Origin of the sequence: Streptomyces sp. NPDC048338, from assembly GCF_043201055.1 — a bacterium.
GTDB lineage: Bacteria > Actinomycetota > Actinomycetes > Streptomycetales > Streptomycetaceae > Streptomyces.
The window spans coordinates 71,592-88,030 of the sequence record NZ_JBICYQ010000016.1; the positions used below are offsets into that span (position 1 = coordinate 71,592).

The window sequence follows — 16,439 nt, forward strand, 5'->3', positions numbered from 1 at the left end:
GCTCGCTGATCTTCGCAAGCGAAATTCGCCGCCGGCGTACGCGTGCCCCGGGATACGGTGGGGAGTCCTCCCCCGACACCCGCGAAGGAACGCACCACCATGTCCGACACCCTCCGGGGCGACTGCGCGAACTGCTTCGGGCTGTGCTGCGTCGCACCCCCCTTCGCGAAGTCCGCCGACTTCGCGGTGAACAAGGCCCCCGGGGAGCCGTGCCGCAACCTCCGGGACGACTTCCGCTGCGGCATCCACACGAAGCTGCGGTCGAGCGGGTTCCCGGGCTGCACGGTGTTCGACTGCTTCGGGGCGGGTCAGAAGGTCTCTCAGGTGACCTTCGGCGGTGTCTCGTGGCGTGCGGCGCCCGAGAGCGCGGGGCTGATGTTCGACGTGTTCCTCGTGATGCGCGGGCTCCACGAGATGCTCCATCAACTCGGCCAGGCACTGGCGCTGCCGGCCGCCCGCCCGCTCCACGACGAGCTGCGGCGGGCCGCGGCCCGGGTCGAGGCACTGACCGAGGGCTCGGCGGAAGCACTGGGGAAGACGGGAATGGCGGCGGTGCGGGCCGAGGTGCATCCGCTGCTGGCACGGGCGAGCACCCTGGCGCGGGCGGCGGTGGGCGGCAGGACCAGGAGCCACCGGAACGCCGACCTGATCGGTGCGCGGCTGCGCGGGGCGAAGCTGCGCGGCGCCGAGCTGCGCGGGGCGCTGCTGATCGCGGCGGACCTCTCCGGCGCCGACCTGACCCTGGCCGATCTCATCGGCGCGGACCTCCGGGACGCCGATCTCTCGGGCGCGGACCTGACCGACGCGCTCTTCGTCACCCAGCCGCAGCTGAACGCGGCGCGCGGCGACGGATCCACGCGCCTGCCCGCGGGCGTCGAACGGCCCGCGCACTGGACCCGGTAGGACCCGTCCGGCGACCGGCGTCGTCCGCCCGGAGGGTCGTCCGCCCGGAGACGCCGGGCTCCCGGCGTACGCCGGCTACCGGACGGTCGGCGGCGTGTGGACGTAGGGCGTCGTGGTCGTCAGGGGTGTGAAGCCCAGGCGCAGGAGGATGGGGCGGCTGGTGTCGGCGGCGTCGACCTGGACATGGCGGTGTCCGCGCGACGCGGCGATGCCCGCCCGGTAGGCGACCAGCGCCCGGTAGAGGCCGCGGCCCCGCCAGGACGCGACCGTGCCTCCGCCCCACAGGCCGGCGAAGTCCGTGCCCGGGTACAGCTCCAGCCGGGCCGCGCTGACCGGCTCGTCGCCGGCCATGGCGAGGACGGCGGCCACCTCGTCGGGCGCGCCGGCGAGCCGGTCGAGGAGCTGGCGTCCGATGTGCGCGCTGTCCGTGCCGAAGGCCCGTTCGTGGACCTCGGTCACCAGCCGGACCCCGGCCGCGTCGGTGACCGGGACGAGCTCCACACCCGCGGGCAGTTCGATCCCCCGGGGCAGCGTGGCCGCCTCCGCGACCATGAGGGTCTCCTCGTCCTCCGCGGTGAACCCGGCCGCGAGGAGTCGCGCGGGCAGGTCGGCGGGGCCGTCGTGCCCGTACGCCTTCCACTCGAAGTCCAGGCCGAGCGCGTCGTAGTGGCGGATCTGTTCGGCGATGGCCGCGTCGGCGTTCGTCGCGTCGAGGCCGGACCAGAGGATGCCGTTCCAGGCGTGCCGGGGGCCGGTCTGGCGGACCACCCGGCCGGTGCGCTCGACGCGGCAGCCGGGGCCCTCGGGCCGTGCCTCCCGGCGAAGGCCGCGGTCGAACGAGGCGAGCGTCGCCGCGTGGCCGGTGCCCTCCGGGTGTTCCGGCGGGTCGTGGCGGGCGGCGGATCCGGGCAGGTGGGGGTGGTCCATGCGGGCACTCCACCACCACCCGCCGGGCGCCGCAATCGGATTACCTGCGGGCGGTCGGGGTCTCCGGCCCCGGTTCCCAGAACTGGGCCAGGGCGCCCTCCTTGTACGGCGCCGGGCTCACGCTGAGCTCACCGGCGAACGGCCGGTCGAGCACGACGACCAGGAGGAGGCTGAAGCCGATCAGGGCGGCCACGGCACCGACGAAGAGCAGCTGCATGCGGCGGCTGCGCATCCCATAGAGGAAGGTCAACGGGATGATGACCAGTGCACCGCCGACGGCGAGGACCTGCAGGAGCGGGGGGAGCTGCTGGCCGGCCATGGTGAGCCGGGCCCGGCGTTCGCCGGCCACGTCGTCGAGGCGGGCGGCGGCCTCCGCGTAGAAGGTCTTCTCGGACTCGGTCCTCGGCTCGAAGGACTGGAGCGCCGCGTAGAGATCGTCGAGCTTGCCGCCCGTGACGCGGTAGTCCGCCACGCCGTCGCGCATGAGCGGCCACTGCACCTCGACCACGGTGTGGACGTAGCCGCCGGCCGCGGCGTGCACGCGGTCCCGGTCCTCGGTGGGAAAGGCCCGGGCGTCGCGGACGATCAGGGCGAGGTCGGTGGCCTCGGCGGCGACCACGTTCTGGGTGCTTTCCATCTGGGTCCACAGCGTGACGATCACGAAGGCGAGGATGATGCCGTAGATCGCGCCGAACATCCCGAGGACCACGCCCACCATGTCGTTGTGCTCGCCGTCGGCGATCTTCGGATGCCGGCGGCGCACCAGGACGCTGCCGAGGAGGGAGAGGCCGACGGTGCCGCCGACGATCAGGACGGCGAGGGCGAAGGTGCCGAGGTGGTTGAGCAGCCAGAGGATCACGCTCACCGAGGGTAGGGTCCCGTGGCCGGCGCGACGGCCGTCACCAGGGCTTTCCGGTCAGGAACACCCCGAAGGAGCGACCTCTGTACGAGTGGCGGCAGAAAATCCGCCCCGACCTCTTGCCAGGGGCGGGGTGCGGATGGATTTACTGGCCCGGACACATCTACCGAATGATCGGTCGCCCGTTTTGGGTACCGGGGCGGGAGTGGACGGCACATGACGGACCTGCTGGACAGTGGCGAGCGGCTCGGGCGCGCGGAGCTGGAGGCCCTCCAGCTGGAGCGGCTGCGGGCGACGCTGCACCACGCGTACGAGAACGTGGACTTCTACCGGCGGTCCTTCGACAAGGCGGGCGTCCACCCCGACGACTGCCGCTCGCTGACCGACCTCGCCCGCTTCCCCTTCACCGTGAAGGCGGATCTGCGCGACCAGTACCCCTTCGGCATGTTCGCCGTCGACGAGTCCAGGATCCGCCGCATCCACGCCTCCAGCGGCACCACCGGGCGCCCGACCGTCGTCGGCTACACCGAACGTGACCTGGACACCTGGGCCGACGTGGTCGCCCGCTCGATCAGGGCGGCCGGCGGGCGCCCCGGCCACAAGGTCCATGTGGCCTACGGATACGGCCTGTTCACGGGCGGGCTCGGCGCGCACTACGGCGCGGAGCGGCTCGGCTGCACGGTGATCCCCGCGTCCGGCGGCATGACCTCCCGTCAGGTCCAGCTCATCCAGGACTTCCGGCCCGAGATCATCATGGTCACGCCGTCGTACATGCTCACCCTGCTCGACGAGTTCGAGCGCCAGGGCGTCGATCCGCGGTCCACCTCCCTCAAGGTGGGCATCTTCGGCGCCGAGCCGTGGACGGAGGAGATGCGGCGCGAGATCGAGGAGCGCTTCGCCATCGACGCGGTCGACATATACGGGCTGTCCGAGGTGATGGGCCCGGGCGTCGCCCAGGAGTGCGTGGAGACGAAGGACGGACTGCACGTCTGGGAGGACCACTTCCTGCCCGAGGTGGTGGATCCGTTCACCGGTGAGGTCCTGCCCGACGGCGAGGAGGGCGAGCTGGTCTTCACCTCGCTCACCAAGGAGGCCATGCCGGTGATCCGCTACCGCACGCGGGACCTGACCCGCCTGCTGCCGGGTACGGCCCGGGTGTTCCGGCGGATGGAGAAGGTGACCGGCCGCAGCGACGACATGATCATCCTGCGCGGGGTGAACCTCTTCCCCACCCAGATCGAGGAGATCGTGCTGCGTACGGCGGGCGTGGCCCCGCACTTCCAGCTCCGGCTGACCCGGGAGGGCAGGCTCGACGCCCTCACGGTACGGGCCGAGGCCCGCCCCGAGGCGACGCCCGACCAGCGCGAGGAGGCGGCCCGGGCGATCGCGGCTGCGTGCAAGGACGGGATCGGGGTGTCGGTCACCGTCGAGGTGGTCGATCCGGAGACGCTGGAACGCTCGGTGGGCAAGATCAGGCGGCTGGTGGACCTGCGCGACACGGTCTGACGGTCACGCCGGGACCGGCCCGGGTCCGGGGCGGTCCCGGGCGCCGGTCGTCACGCACCCGTGCCGAAGCGGTCCCGCAGCTCGCGCTTGAGGATCTTGCCGCTCGCGTTGCGGGGCAGTCCGTCCACGAACACGATCCGCTTCGGGGCCTTGAAGTGGGCGAGCTTCTCCCGTGCGTGGGCGAGCAGTTCGTCCTCCGTGACCCCGTCGCGCGGGACGACGACCGCCGTCACCGCCTCGATCCAGCGCTCGTCCGGCAGGCCCACGACCGCCACCTCCGCGACGCCCGGATGGGTGTAGAGCGCGTCCTCGACCTGCCGCGAGGCGACCAGCACGCCACCCGAGTTGATGACGTCCTTCACCCGGTCGACGACCGTGAAGTACCCGTCGGCGTCGCGCACCGCCAGGTCGCCGGAGCGGAACCATCCGTCACGGAAGGCCTCCCTCGTCTCCTCGGGCTTGTCCCAGTAGCCCTCGCACAACTGCGGTGAGCGGTAGACGACTTCGCCCGGAGTCCCGTCCGGCACGTCCTTGCCGTCCTCGTCGACGACCTTCGCCTCGACGAAGCGCACGGGGCGGCCGCAGGAGTCCATCCGGCCCTCGTGCTCGTCGGGGCCGAGCACGGTGGCGAGCGGGCCGATCTCGCTCTGTCCGAAGCAGTTGTAGAAGCGCAGTCCGGGCAGGCGCCCGCGCAGCCGCTCCAGGACCGGCACCGGCATGATCGACGCGCCGTAGTACGCCTTGCGCAGCCCGGACAGGTCACGGCTCGCGAAGTCGGGATGGTGGGACAGGCCGATCCAGACCGTCGGCGGCGCGAAGACGCTGTCCGCCCGGCCCGCCTCGACGAGGTCGAAGAGGACGGCGGGATCGGGGCCGTCGACGAGGATGTTCTCGGCGCCGACCGCGAGGTACGGCAGCAGGAACACGTGCATCTGCGCCGAGTGGTAGAGCGGCAGCGCGTGCACCGGCCGGTCGTCCTCGTGCAGGTCGAGGGCGTCGATGGCGCTCGCGTACTCGTGGACCAGCGCCCGGTGGGTCATCGTCGCGCCCTTGGGCAGCGCCGTCGTGCCCGAGGTGTAGAGCAGCTGGACGCAGTCCCGGGCGTCGCGTTCGGCGTCGTACGGCCGGGGCTCGGCGAGTGCCGTGAGGAAGGAGTCCCCGGTGTCGCGCAGTTCCCGGACGGCCGGTCCGGCCGGCACGCGGTCCGCGATCCCCGGGTCGGCGAGGACCAGCGCGCTGCCCGACTGGCGCACGATGTAGGCGAGGTCCTCGCCCGTGAGGTTGTGGTTCACCGGCACGTGGACCAGGCCCGCGCGGGAGCAGGCGAGGAACGCGAGGAGGTACGCGTCGGAGTTGTGTCCGTAGGTGGCGACACGGTCCCCCTCCGCGAGCCCGTACCGCTCGCGCAGCACGGCGGCGCCGGTGCTGACCGCGGCGTCCAGTTCCGCGTAGGTCCAGGTCCGTTCGGCGTACCGCAGGGCGATCCGCTCGGGGGTGCGCTGGGCGCTCGCGCGCAGGACGCCGTCGACGGTGCGGGTGAGGAGTCGATCCATGGCGTGATCCTGGGCGGGTGCCGCGGGGCGGGTCAAGTACCCGGAGGGCATCGCGTGGCGCCGGACCTCGGATACCGAACGGGATGTTGACAAGGCGGCCGCGGACTGCGTGCATGGTCCAACCCGCTTTCCCCGCACGATCGTTGGGAGGAACCTTGCACGTCCGTACCCGCCTGCGACACCTCGTGCTCGCCGCCGCGGCCTTCGCCGTCGTGACCGCGTCGCTGCCGGCCTCCGCCGTCGCCGGCTCCGCCGACCGGCACGCACACCCGTCGGACCGGAGTCTCTCGGCCGTCATCCGGTACACCGAGTACGGCATTCCGCACATCGTCGCCAAGGACTACGCCGATCTCGGCTTCGGTACCGGCTGGGCGCAGGCCGCCGACCAGGTGTGCACGCTCGCGGACGGGTTCCTGACCGTGAACGGCGAGCGGTCCCGCTGGTTCGGCGCGGGCGGGGCCCCGGACGGTTCGCTCTCCTCCGCGACCGGGAACCTCTCCAGCGATCTGTACTTCCGCGGGGTGCGGGACGCCGGGACCGTCGAGGCCCTGCTCGACACGCCGGCCCCGGCCGGACCGAGCCGGCAGCTCAAGGAGCTCATGCGAGGCTGGGCGGCCGGCTACAACGCCTGGCTGAAGCAGAACAGGATCACCGACCCCGCCTGCAAGGACGCCGCCTGGGTCCGACCCGTCACCCAACTGGACGTCGCCCGGCGCGGCTTCGCCGTCTCCGTCCTCGGCGGCCAGGGGCGCGGCGTCGACGGCATCACCGCCGCGCAGCCGCCGGCCACCGCGCCGGCCGGTCCCACGGGTGCGGGCGCTGCGGCCTCGGCCGGTGCCCCCGACCCCGCGCGCACCGCCGCCGCGGCCCGGGACCTGTTCGCGGCCGAGAACGCCACCATGGGCTCCAACGCGGTCGCCTTCCAGGGCGGGACGACGGCGAACGGGCGCGGGCTGCTGCTGGGCAACCCGCACTATCCCTGGCAGGGCGGGCGCCGGTTCTGGCAGTCGCAGCAGACGATCCCCGGCGAGCTCAACGTCTCCGGCGCCTCGCTGCTGGGGACCACCGTGGTCAACATCGGCTTCAACGACAAGGTGGCCTGGAGCCACACCGTCGCGACCGGGGTCACGCTCAACCTGCACCAGCTGACCCTCGACCCGTCCGACCCCACCGCCTACCTGGTCGACGGCCGGACCGAGAAGATGACCAGACGGACCGTGAGCGTGGCCGTGAAGGACGGACCGCCCGTCACCCGGACCCAGTACTGGACCCGGTACGGACCCGTGGTCAGCGGCCTCGGGGCCCAGTTGCCCCTGCCCTGGACGGCCACGACCGCCTTCGCGCTCAACGACCCCAACGCGGCCAACCTGCGCGGCTCGGACACGGCGCTCGGCTTCGGCAAGGCCCGCTCGACGCAGGACCTCGTCGACACGCTGCGCCGCACACAGGGGCTGCCCTGGGTGAACACGATCGCCGCGGACTCCGCCGGGAACACGCTCTTCACCCAGTCGCAGGTGCTGCCCCGCGTCACCGACGAGCTGGCCCAGCGCTGCTCCACCCCTCTGGGCCGGGCGACCTACCCCGCGTCCGGGGTGGCGGTCCTCGACGGTTCCCGGACGGACTGCGCCCTCGGTTCGGACCCGGACGCGGTGCAGCCCGGGGTCTTCGGCCCGTCGAGGATGCCGGTCCTGCGCAACGCACCGTACGTGGAGAACTCCAACGACAGTGCGTGGCTGACCAACGCGGACCGGCCGCTGACCGGCTACGAGCGGATCTTCGGCACCGTCGGCACCCCGCGGTCGCTGCGCACCCGCGGCGGGATCGAGGACGTGGCGGCGATGGCGGCCCGGGGCCGGTTGACGGTGGCGGACCTCCAGGCCCAGCAGTTCGCCAACCGGGCGCCGGCGGGTGACCTGGCCGCCGCCGACGCGGCGCGGGCCTGCGCCACGGTGCTGCCCGGCGACCAGGAGGCCTGCCGGGTCATCGGCGCCTGGGACCGGACGGTGAACACCGACAGCGAGGGGGCGCTGCTCTTCGACCGGTTCTGGCGGAAGTTCACGGGCACGGTGACGCCGGCCGAGCAGTGGAAGGTGCCGTTCTCGGCGGCCGACCCGGTCCGTACGCCGAACACGCTGAACACGTCGGCGCCGGGCTTCGGCAAGGCGCTCGCCGACGCGGTCGCGGAGCTGCGGGCGGCCGGGATCCCGTTGGACGCGCCGCTCGGCGCCCACCAGTTCGTGGTGCGGAACGGGAAGCGGATCCCGGTGAGCGGCGGGACCGAGTCGCTGGGCATCTGGAACAAGACCGAGCCCGTGTGGAACGCGGCGGGCGGCGGCTACGTGGAGGTCGCGCACGGCACGAGCCACGTCCAGGCGGTCGGCTGGAACGGCGGCCGCTGCCCGGTGGCCCGCACCCTGCTGACGTACTCCCAGTCGTCCGACGCGCTCTCCCGGCACTTCAGCGACCAGACGGAGCTGTACGCGGGCGAGCGCTGGGTGACGTCGCGGTTCTGCGAGAAGGACATCCTGCGCTCGCCGCAGCTGAGGGTGGTGTTCGTCAGGGGCTGAACGACAGGAAGACGAAGGCGGCGAAGATCGCGAGATGGACGCCGCCCTGGAGGAGTGTGGCTCGTCCGGGCACCACGGTCAGGGCGCTCACCACCGCGGTGAGCACGAGCAGGACCATGTGCACGGCCCCCAGGCCCAGGATCAGGGGCCCGGACAGCCAGATCGAGGCGAGGGCGATCGCCGGGATCGTCAGGCCGATGCTGGCGATCGCGGAGCCGTAGGCGAGGTTCAGGCTGGTCTGCATGCGGTCGCGGCGGGCGGCGCGGACCGCGGCGAGCGTCTCCGGCAGCAGGACCATCAGGGCGATGACGACGCCGACGACCGCGTTGGGGAGCCCGGCCGACTCGACGCCGTCCTCGATGGTCGGCGAGATGAGCTTGGCGTTGCCGACGACGGCGACCAGGGCGAGCAGGAGCAGGCCGAGGCTGGTCCAGGTCCGGCGGTCCGTCGGCGGGTCGGCGTGGTCGTCCTCGGAGTCGCGGGCGGGGGTTCCTTCCTGCGGCACGGGCAGGAAGTAGTCGCGGTGCCGCACGGTCTGGACGGCGACGAAGAGTCCGTACAGGCAGAGGGAGGCGACGGCGGCGAAGGCCAGCTGGGCGCTGGAGAACTCCGGGCCGGGGTGGCTCGTCGTGAAGCTGGGCAGCACCAGCGTCATCGTGGCGAGGGTGCAGACGGTGGCGAGCGCGCCGCCGGATCCCTCGGCGTTGAAGACCGCGACACGGGTGCGCAGGGCCCCGACGAGAAGGGAGAGGCCGACGATGCCGTTGCAGGTGATCATGACCGCGGCGAACACGGTGTCGCGGGCGTAGGTGGCGGTCTTCTCCCCGCCGCCCGCCATCAGGGTGACGATGAGTCCGACCTCGATGATCGTGACCGCGACGGCGAGGACCAGCGAGCCGAACGGTTCGCCGACCCGGTGGGCGATGACCTCGGCGTGATGGACGGCGGCGAGGACCGCGACCATCAGGCAGAGCGCGATGAGGCCGACGGCGAAACCCGGTAGTCCGCGTCCCCAGGCGAGCGCGAGGGCCACCCCCGCCACCACCGGTCCCCAGGTCGCCCACTCCCGTGTCAGCCCCACCGCTTTCGAACTCATGATCACTATCCTGCCATAAACGGACGAACGGACTCCGGAGCGTGGGGACGCGACGCGGTCCCGCCGCGCGTACCCTCGGGTCCTCGTCGCCGGCCGGGCCGGCCGCGCCGGGCGGGGTCCGGCCGCCGCGCCCGACGCGCGGCAGGACACCCCCTACAGCGGACGCTCGTGGCCCTCCCAGTACGGCGCGCGCAGGCGGCGCTTGTAGAGCTTGCCGTTCGGGTCGCGGGGCATCACGGGGATGAAGTCGACCGACCTGGGGCACTTGTAGCCGGCCAGGCGTTCGCCGCAGTGGGCGAGGACGGCGGCGGCCAGGGACTCGTCCGGCTCGTGGCCCTCGGCCGGTTCGACCACGGCCTTGACCTCCTCGCCCCAGTCGCCGTGCGGGATGCCGAACGCGGCGGCGTCGGCGACCGCCGGATGGGTGAGGAGTGCCGCCTCGATCTCGGCGGGGTAGATGTTGACCCCGCCCGAGATGATCATGTCGATCTTGCGGTCGCGGAGGAAGAGGTAGCCCTCCTCGTCCAGCACCCCGAGGTCGCCGACGGTGAAGAAGTCGCCGATGCGGTTCTTCGCGGTCTTCGCCTCGTCCTTGTGGTACGCGAATCCGCCGGTGCTCATCTTCATGTACACCGTGCCGAGTTCACCGGGCGGGAGGCGGTTGCCGTCGTCGTCGAAGACGGCCAGTTCGCTGATGGGCCAGGCCCTGCCGACGGTGCCCGGCTTCTTGAGCCAGTCCTCGGCCGTGGCGAAGGCGCCACCGCCCTCGCTCGCCGCGTAGTACTCCTCCACGCAGCTCCCCCACCAGTCGATCATCGCCCGCTTCACGTGGTCCGGGCAGGGTGCGGCGCCGTGGATGGCGTGGCGCATCGAGGAGACGTCGTACCGTCCGCGGACCTCCGCGGGGAGGGCGAGCAGCCGGTGGAACTGGGTCGGGACCATGTGGGTGTGGGTGCAGGCATGGGCGTCGATGAGCCGCAGCATCTCCTCGGGGGTCCACTTGTCCATGAGGACGAGGGGGTGCCCGATGTGCAGGGCGGCGCTCGCGAACTGGAGCACGGCGGTGTGGTACAGCGGCGAGCAGACCAGATGGACGTTGCCGTCGAAGGGCCGGATGCCGAAGATGCCGAGGAACCCGCCGAGGTAGGTCTCCTCCGGGAGCTTGCCGGGCAGCGGGCGGCGGATGCCGCGGGGGCGGCCGGTGGTGCCGGAGGTGTAGTTCATCACCCAGCCCAGGGTGCGGTCGTCGGGCGCCGTGGCCGGCCGGCCGTCGAGCAGCTCGGCGAACGGCCGGAATCCCCCGGCCGTCGCGTCGCCGACCAGGTACCGGTGGGTGGCGGGCAGCCGCGCCTCGTCGGCCGCCGCCGTCGCCGCGTCCGCGAACCGCTCGTGGGCGACGAGGACCTTGGCACCCGAGTCGGCCACGATCCAGGCGATCTCGGGCCCGACCAGGTGGTGGTTGACGGGGACGAGGTAGAACCCGGCCTGGGAGGCGGCGAGGTGGGCGACGAGGAACTCGACGCCGTTGGGCAGGACGACGGCGAAGGCGTCGCCGCGGGCCAGCCCCGCCGCGCGCAGTCCGTGGACCAGCCGGTTGACGTCGGCGTGCAGGCGGCCGGCGGACCACGTCTCCCCGTCGGGGGCCACGAGGACCGTCCGGTCCGGGTCCGCGGCGGCCTGGGACCAGAATCCGTTGGGCTGTTCGCTCACGAGGTGCTCCGTCCGGCGATGCGGTTGATGCGGTCGACGGCCTGCTCGAAGCCGCGGGTGAGGTCGTCGAAGACCTGCCGGACGGAGCGTTCGGAGTTCATCCGGCCGACGATCTGCCCGACGGGCGTGCCGAGCAGCGGCTCGACCTCGTACTTCTGGATACGGGAGACCGCTTCGGCGACGAGCAGGCCCTGGAGGGGCATGGGGAGGGTGCCGGGCCCGGCCGGATCGTCCCAGGCGTCGGTCCACTCGGTGCGGAGCTGGCGCGCGGGCTTGCCGGTGAGGGCGCGGGAGCGGACGGTGTCGCCGGACCCGGCGGCGAGGAGTCGGGCGGTGAGCGCGCGCGAGTGGAGGTCCGCCTCGGTGGTGGTGAGCCAGAGCGAGCCGAGCCAGACGCCCTGGGCGCCGAGTGCGAGTCCGGCGGCGATCTGTTCGCCGCTGCCGATGCCGCCGGCGGCGAGGACGGGGAGCGGCGAGACGGCCTCCACCACCTCGGGGGTGAGGACCATGGAGGCGATCTCGCCGGTGTGGCCGCCGGCCTCGTACCCCTGGGCGACGACGACGTCGATCCCGGCCTCGGCGTGGTGGCGGGCGTGCCGTGCGCTGCCGGCGAGGGCGGCGACCAGGACGTCGTGGTCGTGCGCGCGGGCGACGACGTCGGCGGGCGGGGAGCCCAGCGCGTTGGCGAGGAGTCTGATGGGGTAGTCGAAGGCGACGTCGAGCTGGCTGCGGGCGACCTCCTCCATCCAGCCGGTGATGCGCCAGCCGGAGGGCTCGCCCTCGGCGAGTTCGGGGACGCCGTGCTTGGCCAGGGTCTCCCGGACGAACGCGCGATGCCCCTCCGGGATCATCGCCTCCACGTCCGCCTCGCTCACCCCCTCCACCTTCTTGGCGGGCATGACGACGTCGAGGCCGTACGGCAGGCCGTCGGTGTGGTCCTGCATCCAGTCCAGGTCGCGGGCGAGGTCGTCGGGCGCCGTGTACCGGACCGCGCCGAGCACACCGAACCCGCCGGCCCGGGTGATCGCGGCGGCCACCGCGGGGAAGGGCGTGAAGCCGAAGATGGCGTGCTCGATCCCCAGTTTTTGGCTCAGCTCCGTCTTCATGGGCGGCAGGATGCCGCAGCCCGCCGGCCGAGGGAAGAGATTTTCTGATGCAGTGTCAGATTCTTTGTGGCGCCGCCCGCTTCCTTGACGCCCTCCCTCCCGGTAAGAAAGTTTCACGTGTTACGGGTGTGGCCGAAGGATTCTTTCAGGGACGTGGGAGAGGCTGGTCATGACGGAGGAATCGGTGGACCGGGGAATCGGCCGTCGCGCGCTCGGCGCCCGGCTCCTCGCCCTGGGAGGTGCGCTGATGGTCGGCTCGATTCCGGGGGTCGCCGCCGCCTCCGGACCGCCCCGGGGCGGGCGTACGACCCTGCGCCGCGGGACGCCCGAGCGGGCCGGACTGCTCGCCGCCCCGCTGGAGCGGCTGGTCACCGACGCGGAGGCGTTCCTCGGCCCCTCCCCCACCCACCCCTGGTACGCGGGTGCCGTGCTGCTCGCCGGGCGGGGCGGGACGGTCGCGCTGCACCGGCCGATCGGCGCGGCGGTGCGGTACGCGGCGTACGACGAGAAGACGGACAGCGGCGTCGAGCTGCCGGCCGACCGGCAGATCGCGATGACCGAGGACACCGTCTTCGACCTGGCGTCCGTCTCCAAACTGTTCACCTCGATCCTGGCGGTCCAGCAGATCGAGCACGGTGCGCTGGCGCTGGAGGAGAAGGTCACGGCGTACCTCCCCGACTTCGGCGGCGGCGGGAAGCAGGACGTCACGGTCCGTCAGCTGCTCACTCACACCTCGGGGTTCCGCTCCTGGATCCCCCTCTACAAGGAGCCCACGCGGGAGGGGAAGCTGCGGCTGCTGTGGAACGAGACCCTCGCCAGTCCGGCCGGTACCGCCTACCTCTACTCCGATCTGAACCTGATCTCGCTCCAGCTGGTCCTGGAGGCGGTCACCGGCCGCCCGCTGGACACCCTGCTCCGCGAGGAGATCACCTCTCCCCTCGGCATGGACCGCACCCGCTACAACCCGCCGGCCTCCTGGAAGCCCCGGATCGCGGCGACCGAGGACTCCCGGCGCCCCTGGTCCGGTCTCGACCGCGGCATGGTGTGGGGCGAGGTCCACGACGAGAACGCGTACAGCCTCGGCGGCGTCGCCGGCCACGCGGGGGTCTTCTCCTGCGCCTGGGACCTCGCGGTCCTCGCCCGCACGCTCCTCAACGGCGGGGCGTACGGCCGGGCGCGCATCCTGTCCACCGCCTCCGTCGAGCTGATGTTCACCGACTTCAACACGGCGTTCCCCGGCGACGAACACGGCCTCGGCTTCGAGCTCTACCAGCACTGGTACATGGGGGCGATGGCCACTCCGCGCACCGCGGGACACACCGGCTTCACCGGCACCTGCCTGGTCCTGGACCCGAGCACCGACTCCTTCCTCGTCCTGCTCGGCAACTCCGTCCACCCGGTCCGTACGTGGCGGTCCGGCTCGGCTCCGCGGGTCGCGGCCGCCGACAACCTGGCGCGCGCCGTCCCGGTGCGCCCGGCTCGGGGCGGCACCGCGTGGTTCTCCGGAGGTGCGAGCGCCACCACCGCCACGCTGTCCCTGCCGCCGCTGACCGCGCCCGCCGGCTTCGGCCGGCTGGACTGCGCCCTGTGGTGGGACACCGAGCCGACCGCGGACGCCGCCCACCTGGAGGCGTCGGCGGACGGCGGGGCCACCTGGGGGCCCGTGCCGTTCATCACCGTCCGGCCGGGCCAGGAGCCGCAGGCGCGTCCGAAGGGCTCGGTGAGCGGCTGGTCGGGGCGGGTCTGGCACCGGGCGGCGGCGGACCTGTCGGCCTGGGGCCCGCGGCCACTGCTGCTGCGCTGGCGCTACACGACCGACCAGCGCTACGTCGGACGAGGGGTGTACGTGGACGGCCTGCGGGTCCTCGACCCCGCGGGCCGGCCGCTCTTCGACGCCGCCCGGCCGGCCGAAGCGTCCCGGATCGAGGCGGTGGGCTGGATCCGGTCGGCGGACTGACGCGACCGCGGGGGAACCGGCCGGCCGCTCCCCCCGCGGAGAGGTGCCCCGCCGGGGGCCTCAGTCCGTCGGTTCCGCCGCCTCCCGCAGGGCGGCCAGGACCGGGCTGATCAGAGGGTGGTCCTCGGCCCCGCGGCGCACCGCGGCGAAGACCCGCCGGGTCGGGGCGACGCCGTCGACCGGCCGGATCGCGACGTCGGTCAGGTCCATGCCGCGCAGCGCCGAGCGCGGGACGAGCGCGACCCCCGCACCGGCCGAGGCGAGCGCCACGACGGCACGGAAGTCGTCCGAGGAGTGTTCCATCTGCGGGGCGAACCCCGCGTACTCGCAGGCCAGGACGGTCACGTCCTGGCAGGGGTTGCCGGCGGACTGGCCGATCCAGGCGTCCTTGGCGAGGTCGGCGAGCGCGACGCACTCGCGGTCCGCGAGCCGGTGGCCGGACGGCAGGACGGCGTCGAACGGCTCCGCGTACAGCGGTACGCGGGTGAGCCGGGCGTCGTCCTCGCCGGGCGCCCCCCGGTACTCGACCGCGACGGCCATGTCGACCTGACGGTCCAGGACCATCAGCAGGGACTCGTCGCCCTCGGCGTCCCGCACCCGTACCCGGATGCCGGGGGCGGTGCGGGCGAGCCCGGCGATGGCCGGGGCGACGGCCAGGCCGATGCCGGTGGCGAAGGCGGCCACCGTGACCGTGCCCGCCTCGCCGGAGCCGTAGGCGGCGAGTTCGGACTCGGCGCGCTCCAGCTGCTCCAGCACGGCGTTCGCGTGGCCGAGCAGGATCTCGCCGGCCGGCGTGAGCCGCGCCCCGCGGGCGCTGCGTTCGACCAGCCGGTGGCCGGTCTCCTGTTCCAGCGCCGCCAGCTGCTGGGAGACCGCGGAAGGAGTGAGATAGAGCGCGGCGGCAGCCGCCGTGACCGTACGGTGGTCGGCCACCGCCCGGAGAATGTGCAGCCGCCGCGCTTCGATCATGCCCCTAGTCTCGCAGGGCGGCGCGGGCGTCGACGAACGCGTCGACCGCGCGGTTCACGTCCTCGGTGGAGTGGGCGGCGGAGAGCTGGACGCGGATGCGGGCCTGGCCCTGCGGCACGACCGGGTACGAGAAGCCGATCACGTACACGCCGCGCTCCAGGAGCAGCTCCGCCATCCGTCCGGCCACCGACGCGTCGCCGATCATGACGGGCGCGATGGCGTGGTCGCCGGGGAGGATGTCGAAGCCCTCCGCGGTCATGCGGGAGCGGAAGAGCGCCGTGTTGGCGTTGAGCCGCTCGCGCAGGTCGCCCGCCGACTCCAGCAGGTCGAGGACCTTGAGGGAGGCAGCCGCGATGACCGGCGCCAGGGTGTTGGAGAAGAGGTACGGGCGGGAGCGCTGACGCAGCAGGGCGACGATCTCCGCGCGGGCGGCGACGTAGCCGCCGGACGCTCCGCCGAGGGCCTTGCCGAGGGTGCCGGTGATGATGTCGACGCGGTCCATCACGCCGTGCAGTTCGGGGGTGCCGCGTCCGCCGGGGCCGACGAAGCCGACGGCGTGCGAGTCGTCGACCATGACCATGGCGTCGTAGCGCTCGGCCAGGTCACAGATCTCGCCGAGCGGCGCGACGTAGCCGTCCATCGAGAAGACGCCGTCGGTGACGATCAGCTTGCGCCGGGCACCGCCCTCGTTCGCCTCCTTGAGCTGCTGCTCCAGGTCGGCCATGTCGCGGTTCGCGTAGCGGAAGCGGCGGGCCTTGGAGAGGCGGATGCCGTCGATGATGCTCGCGTGGTTGAGGGCGTCGGAGATGACGGCGTCCTCGGGACCGAGGAGCGTCTCGAACACGCCGCCGTTGGCGTCGAAGCAGGAGGAGTAGAGGATCGTGTCCTCCTGGCCGAGGAAGGAGGACAGGCGCGCCTCCAGCTCCTTGTGCACCTCCTGGGTGCCGCAGATGAAGCGGACGGACGCCATGCCGTAGCCCCAGCGGTCCAGCGCCTCGTGGGCCGCGGCGACGACCTCGGGGTGGTCGGCGAGGCCGAGGTAGTTGTTCGCGCAGAAGTTGAGCACCTCGCCGGGGCGGCCGCCGGCGGTGACGGCGACGGTGGCGGACTGCGGGGTGCCGATCACGCGCTCGGGCTTGTGCAGTCCGGCGGCGCGGATCTCGTCGAGGGTGGCGCGGAGGTCGTCACGGACGGAGGAGAACATGGGCTTCCTTCACGGGTCGGGCGGCCCGGCCGGCGAGGGGACCGGGCCCTGGGAAGAGGCGGGTGGACCGAGGGCGTCGCGG

At 72.9% G+C, this 16,439-nt stretch carries 12 protein-coding genes; 4 read left to right on the forward strand and 8 right to left on the reverse strand.

Going from position 1 to position 16,439, the window contains the following annotated elements:
* Positions 1-99: 99 nt before the first annotated feature.
* Positions 100-903, forward strand: coding sequence for a pentapeptide repeat-containing protein (locus tag ACGFZF_RS32110; RefSeq protein ID WP_393559914.1), 804 nt, complete (start codon positions 100-102; stop codon positions 901-903).
* A gap of 75 nt (positions 904-978) precedes the next feature.
* On the opposite strand, the gene ACGFZF_RS32115 is transcribed toward ACGFZF_RS32110, so the two are convergent.
* Together ACGFZF_RS32115 and ACGFZF_RS32120 are read right to left on the reverse strand one after the other, a co-directional pair.
* The gene (locus ACGFZF_RS32115) at positions 979-1,830 is read right to left on the reverse strand and encodes a GNAT family N-acetyltransferase (RefSeq protein ID WP_393559916.1); all 852 of its coding nucleotides are present in this window, start codon (positions 1,828-1,830) and stop codon (positions 979-981) included.
* A gap of 40 nt (positions 1,831-1,870) precedes the next feature.
* Positions 1,871-2,689 (reverse strand): DUF4239 domain-containing protein, encoded by an 819-nt coding sequence (locus ACGFZF_RS32120; protein WP_393560226.1) that lies wholly within the window; start codon positions 2,687-2,689, stop codon positions 1,871-1,873.
* A gap of 216 nt (positions 2,690-2,905) precedes the next feature.
* On the opposite strand from ACGFZF_RS32120, the gene paaK reads away from it, so the two are divergent.
* Complete coding sequence (gene paaK / locus ACGFZF_RS32125) at positions 2,906-4,195, forward strand: phenylacetate--CoA ligase PaaK (protein ID WP_393559918.1); 1,290 nt, start codon at positions 2,906-2,908, stop codon at positions 4,193-4,195.
* Between the two features lie 50 nt (positions 4,196-4,245).
* Here the strand turns inward: paaK and ACGFZF_RS32130 are convergent, their stop codons facing one another.
* Positions 4,246-5,748 carry a fatty acyl-CoA synthetase gene (locus ACGFZF_RS32130; protein ID WP_393559920.1) on the reverse strand — a complete coding sequence of 501 codons (1,503 nt, stop codon included), beginning with the start codon at positions 5,746-5,748 and terminating at the stop codon, positions 4,246-4,248.
* Between the two features lie 113 nt (positions 5,749-5,861).
* On the opposite strand from ACGFZF_RS32130, the gene ACGFZF_RS32135 reads away from it, so the two are divergent.
* Complete coding sequence (locus ACGFZF_RS32135; RefSeq protein WP_393559922.1) at positions 5,862-8,315, forward strand: penicillin acylase family protein; 2,454 nt, start codon at positions 5,862-5,864, stop codon at positions 8,313-8,315.
* Here the strand turns inward: ACGFZF_RS32135 and ACGFZF_RS32140 are convergent.
* The 3 genes from ACGFZF_RS32140 to ACGFZF_RS32150 all read right to left on the reverse strand — a co-directional run bounded on the left by ACGFZF_RS32140 (position 8,305) and on the right by ACGFZF_RS32150 (position 12,227).
* Positions 8,305-9,411 carry a calcium:proton antiporter gene (locus ACGFZF_RS32140; RefSeq protein WP_393559924.1) on the reverse strand — a complete coding sequence of 369 codons (1,107 nt, stop codon included), beginning with the start codon at positions 9,409-9,411 and terminating at the stop codon, positions 8,305-8,307. The genes ACGFZF_RS32135 and ACGFZF_RS32140 overlap by 11 nt on opposite strands.
* Before the next feature lie 153 nt (positions 9,412-9,564).
* Entirely contained in the window at positions 9,565-11,121 is a 1,557-nt protein-coding gene (locus ACGFZF_RS32145; RefSeq protein ID WP_393559926.1) for an acyl-CoA synthetase, read from the reverse strand.
* Positions 11,118-12,227, reverse strand: a complete 1,110-nt coding sequence (locus tag ACGFZF_RS32150) for an NAD(P)H-dependent flavin oxidoreductase (protein WP_393559928.1) — start codon at positions 12,225-12,227, stop codon at positions 11,118-11,120. The genes ACGFZF_RS32145 and ACGFZF_RS32150 overlap by 4 nt, the downstream gene beginning before the upstream one ends.
* 169 nt (positions 12,228-12,396) lie before the next feature.
* On the opposite strand from ACGFZF_RS32150, the gene ACGFZF_RS32155 reads away from it, so the two are divergent.
* Positions 12,397-14,184 carry a serine hydrolase gene (locus ACGFZF_RS32155; RefSeq protein WP_393559930.1) on the forward strand — a complete coding sequence of 596 codons (1,788 nt, stop codon included), beginning with the start codon at positions 12,397-12,399 and terminating at the stop codon, positions 14,182-14,184.
* Between the two features lie 60 nt (positions 14,185-14,244).
* Here ACGFZF_RS32155 and ACGFZF_RS32160 read toward each other — a convergent pair whose 3' ends face one another.
* A complete protein-coding gene (locus tag ACGFZF_RS32160; protein WP_393559932.1) occupies positions 14,245-15,153 on the reverse strand; it encodes a LysR family transcriptional regulator in 909 nt (302 codons plus the stop codon).
* A 4-nt stretch (positions 15,154-15,157) separates the two neighbouring features.
* The gene (locus ACGFZF_RS32165; protein WP_393559934.1) at positions 15,158-16,357 is read right to left on the reverse strand and encodes a glycine C-acetyltransferase; all 1,200 of its coding nucleotides are present in this window, start codon (positions 16,355-16,357) and stop codon (positions 15,158-15,160) included.
* Between the last annotated feature and the right edge of the window lie 82 nt (positions 16,358-16,439).

Bases quoted from the DNA above. Each gene is read 5' to 3' on its own strand.
- ACGFZF_RS32115 (WP_393559916.1), bottom strand. From the start codon at position 1,830: ATGGACCACCCCCACCTGCCCGGATCCGCCGCCCGCCACGACCCGCCG.
- ACGFZF_RS32135 (WP_393559922.1), top strand. From the start codon at position 5,862: ATGGTCCAACCCGCTTTCCCCGCACGATCGTTGGGAGGAACCTTGCAC.
- ACGFZF_RS32165 (WP_393559934.1), bottom strand. From the start codon at position 16,357: ATGTTCTCCTCCGTCCGTGACGACCTCCGCGCCACCCTCGACGAGATC.
- ACGFZF_RS32130 (WP_393559920.1), bottom strand. From the start codon at position 5,748: ATGGATCGACTCCTCACCCGCACCGTCGACGGCGTCCTGCGCGCGAGC.
- ACGFZF_RS32150 (WP_393559928.1), bottom strand. From the start codon at position 12,227: ATGAAGACGGAGCTGAGCCAAAAACTGGGGATCGAGCACGCCATCTTC.
- ACGFZF_RS32155 (WP_393559930.1), top strand. From the start codon at position 12,397: ATGACGGAGGAATCGGTGGACCGGGGAATCGGCCGTCGCGCGCTCGGC.
- ACGFZF_RS32160 (WP_393559932.1), bottom strand. From the start codon at position 15,153: ATGATCGAAGCGCGGCGGCTGCACATTCTCCGGGCGGTGGCCGACCAC.
- ACGFZF_RS32110 (WP_393559914.1), top strand. From the start codon at position 100: ATGTCCGACACCCTCCGGGGCGACTGCGCGAACTGCTTCGGGCTGTGC.
- ACGFZF_RS32140 (WP_393559924.1), bottom strand. From the start codon at position 9,411: ATGAGTTCGAAAGCGGTGGGGCTGACACGGGAGTGGGCGACCTGGGGA.
- paaK (WP_393559918.1), top strand. From the start codon at position 2,906: ATGACGGACCTGCTGGACAGTGGCGAGCGGCTCGGGCGCGCGGAGCTG.